The sequence below is a fragment of the Frankia tisae genome (assembly GCF_025403405.1).
Classification (GTDB): Bacteria; Actinomycetota; Actinomycetes; order Frankiales; family Frankiaceae; genus Frankia; species Frankia tisai.
Genome location: NZ_JANEZT010000553.1, coordinates 1 through 2,930, shown reverse-complemented (window position 1 = coordinate 2,930; position 2,930 = coordinate 1). Strand labels below are relative to the sequence as shown.

Genomic DNA, 2,930 nt, shown 5'->3' with positions numbered 1-2,930 from the left:
GGGGGCCGGCGCGGCGGCGGGACCGCCGGGTGGGGTGAGAGGGCCGCGGGACTGGAGGACGGTGAGCAGTACCGCGCCGAGGAGGAAGGTGGTCAACCCCCGCATCCCACCGACGGGCAGCGGCGGGCTCTGGCCAGGCCAGCGTGCCTCGCGGACGACGTCCGGTACCGCCAGGACGACGGAGACGGTGAACGAGGCCCACAGCGGCCACAGCAGCACGGCGAGAATGTCCAACAGCAGGGTGTCGTCCATCGGCCCGGTCAGCCGTGCTGAGATCTCCGCCCAGGACGGCACCTGGTGGGGCAGCGGCCAGCCGATGAAATGCCACAGCCCCCACGGCAATCCGCCGATCAGGGCGATCAGCGCGGCGAGGGCGACGGCGGCGCGGGCTACGCGGACCAGCGCCAGCCCGCCGGCGGCGAACCTGCGACGGACAGGCCGGGCGGGGCGGCTCATGGGGCCGCCCCCGCGGCTGGTGGGGCAGGGTGGGCGCTGCCGGTCGCGGTGACGGTGAGCGTGTCGAGTCCGACGATGCCGAGCAGCTGGTTGTGGTGGGCCACGGTGACCGTGACGGTGATCGTGTTGTCCGCGACGGTCGCGGTGCCGGTGGCGCCGGCCTGGGTGAGGTAGGCGCGGGCGGCGGAGACCGCCTGGTCGGGCAGGAGACGGACGGTTCCGCGCTGGCGGAAGGCGGTCAGGTCGAGGTGTTGGGCGCCGGCGCGGGCGGCTTCCTGCGCGACGCCCATCGCGCTGGTCTTGTCCGCCAGCGCGCCGCCGGCGTCGAGGATCAGCCCACCGAACATGACGAACGCGGCGAACAGCACCACCACGAACACGGTGACCGTCCCCTCGTCCCGGCCATCACGCCACGGTCGGCGGGTCACGGTGCCTCTGCGCGCTGGTCGACGTGCTGGTCCACAGGACTGGTGGCGCTGGCGTGCAGCGTCGCCGTGCCCGGAGTCGCCAGCAGGGCGACATCGTGTAGCTCGACGGTGCACGCCACCTGGACCCGCACCAGCGTTCCGGGCGTCAGACCGGCGGGATCGGTCTCGACCGTCAGGTCCTGACAGGTGACCCCCGCGTCGGCCAGCGCGGCCTGCGCGGTGGCACGCGCATCGGCGCCGGCCTGGGCGGGGCTGCGGGCGATCGAGGCGGCACGGGCGGCCTGGTGGGCGACGTCGGCGATCCGCAGCTTCGCGTCTGACACTCGGTAGCACAGGACGAGGAACAGCAGCATGAGTAGCAACACCGGCATGATCAGCACCAGTTCGGTGGTGGCCGAGCCACTGTCCCGGCCGGGATCGACGGGCCGGGGCGGCGCGGGGGCAGGGGTCACGGTGTCCGCCTCTCCACTGGCCCGGCCGCGTCGGCGTTCACCCCGAGGCGTAGTCCCGGAACGACGCTCGCAGCGGTGCCGTGGACGTGGACGGCGGCACGCACGGCGTTCCGGGTGACCGTGACCTGCGGGTCGGTGAGGGTGGCGCGGCCGAGCTGGTCGAGCGTCGCCTGCGCCTGAGTCTGGCCGGCGGCGGTGCTGCCCCCGTCGGCGCGGGCCGCGGCGAGCGCCCGAGTGGCGGTGGCCTGCGCGACGTGGCTGGCGTGCGCCCAGACCGTGACCTGCGCGAGCAGCATCACCACCGTGAACAGCAACGGCAACACGAAAATCATCTCGACGGTCAGCGCGCCGTCGTCTTCCGCCCGGCGGCCAGAGGCGGCGGGCGTGCGGCCGGCGCACCGTCGCCGGGTGCCGGGACGGCTCGGGTGTGGTCGCTGCCGCCGGGGACCGCGGCTGCCCGCACCCGGCCGGCGGGCGGGCACAGGACGGCCGCGGGCACGCCGGCGTCGATCCTTGACCGGTCGGGGATGGGCTGCCACGAGTCGCCTGCTATTTGAAGGCGACGCTTCGCGCAGCATCCAGGATTTCTGGGCCAAAAATTCCGATGACGGCCAGGGCGAGGGCGGCCAGCGCGGCGATCCAGATGACGCTTTCCGTGGTGTTGCTGCCCCGGTCCTGCTCCGGCTCGTGGGGCGGCTGACTGGCCCAGCTGGTGTAGCGCGTCCAGCAGGAACGGATGAAGGTGAACATCAGGGCCTCCCCGAGGAGATACAGCGTCTACAACGAGCGGGTGATCTGGGTCAGGGCGGGATAGAAGACAAAAAGGATGAATCCGATCGCGATCAGGACGCCGGGGATGCTCATGCGTTCGGTGGCGGCTTCGGCGTCGGCTTCGGCGTTCTGGGCCTGGCGGACTCGCAGCGTGGCGGCCTTGGCGTCCAGGGACTGGCGGACGCGGGCGCCTTCGGTGCCGGCGAGGGCGACCGCGTCGGCGAGTTCGGTCAACTCGGAGATCTGAAGCTCGCCACCGAGCCGGCCGAGTGCCTCCCACGGGCTGACGCGGGTTTCCCGGGCAGTCCGCAACGCGCGGCGTAACGCCAGGAACGGCCAGCCGTGCCCGATGCCCGCGGCGTCGGTCAGCGCGCTTTCCACCCCGGCGCCGCCGGCGAGCAGCACCTGGATCAGCGAGAGATAGGCCGACAGGGCGTGGCGGAACGCCACCCGGCTGCGTTCGGCTTCCGCCCGCACGGTCAGGTCGGGCAGCAGGAACCCCACGGCGCCGAGCAGGATCGCCATGGCGGCGGGCACCGCCCAGGGAAACGGCCGGCCCCCGGCGGCGAAGGCCACCCCCACCACCGACGGGAACAGCAACCCGGCCAGACCCGCCGTGGCCTTCTCCGCCAGGTGAGCGTCGGCGGACCGCCCGAGCACGGCCAGGTCCTGGCGCAGCGCGTCGGTCGGCAGCCCGGCGGCGCGCAGCAGACCGATGAACGGCCGGCCGGCCCGTACCGCCCAGCCGTCCTGCTCGGCCGGCACCGTCGCCGCCGCCACAGGGGTCGAGGGCGCGGGGTCGAGCCGGGCCAGGGCCTCTTCC

General features: G+C 73.7%; 6 protein-coding genes and 1 pseudogene. All 7 read right to left on the bottom strand.

Annotation, left to right across the window (positions count from 1 at the left end; all coding sequences use genetic code 11):
* Positions 1-456 (bottom strand): annotated as a pseudogene (locus tag NBZ85_RS29700) (BTAD domain-containing putative transcriptional regulator); the annotation flags it as partial.
* Positions 453-884, bottom strand: coding sequence for a pilus assembly protein TadG-related protein (locus tag NBZ85_RS29695; RefSeq protein WP_261563246.1), 432 nt, complete (start codon positions 882-884; stop codon positions 453-455). The gene NBZ85_RS29695 and the pseudogene NBZ85_RS29700, both read right to left, overlap by 4 nt.
* Positions 881-1,336 carry a TadE/TadG family type IV pilus assembly protein gene (locus NBZ85_RS32900; protein WP_055752522.1) on the bottom strand — a complete coding sequence of 152 codons (456 nt, stop codon included), beginning with the start codon at positions 1,334-1,336 and terminating at the stop codon, positions 881-883. The genes NBZ85_RS29695 and NBZ85_RS32900 overlap by 4 nt, the downstream gene beginning before the upstream one ends.
* A complete protein-coding gene (locus NBZ85_RS29685; RefSeq protein ID WP_055752523.1) occupies positions 1,333-1,668 on the bottom strand; it encodes a hypothetical protein in 336 nt (111 codons plus the stop codon). The genes NBZ85_RS32900 and NBZ85_RS29685 overlap by 4 nt, the downstream gene beginning before the upstream one ends.
* Positions 1,669-1,676: 8 nt before the next feature.
* A complete protein-coding gene (locus NBZ85_RS29680; RefSeq protein ID WP_261563244.1) occupies positions 1,677-1,835 on the bottom strand; it encodes a hypothetical protein in 159 nt (52 codons plus the stop codon).
* 50 nt (positions 1,836-1,885) lie between these two features.
* On the bottom strand, positions 1,886-2,086 hold the full coding sequence (locus NBZ85_RS29675) for a hypothetical protein (protein ID WP_256790507.1): 201 nt from the start codon (positions 2,084-2,086) through the stop codon (positions 1,886-1,888).
* 27 nt (positions 2,087-2,113) lie between these two features.
* Positions 2,114-2,930, bottom strand: an 817-nt coding sequence (locus NBZ85_RS29670; RefSeq protein WP_261563240.1) for a type II secretion system F family protein, incomplete at its 5' end; no start/stop codon positions are given.

Coding starts and splice junctions, on each gene's coding strand:
- NBZ85_RS29685 (WP_055752523.1), bottom strand. CDS start 1,668: ATGATTTTCGTGTTGCCGTTGCTGTTCACGGTGGTGATGCTGCTCGCG.
- NBZ85_RS29675 (WP_256790507.1), bottom strand. CDS start 2,086: ATGTTCACCTTCATCCGTTCCTGCTGGACGCGCTACACCAGCTGGGCC.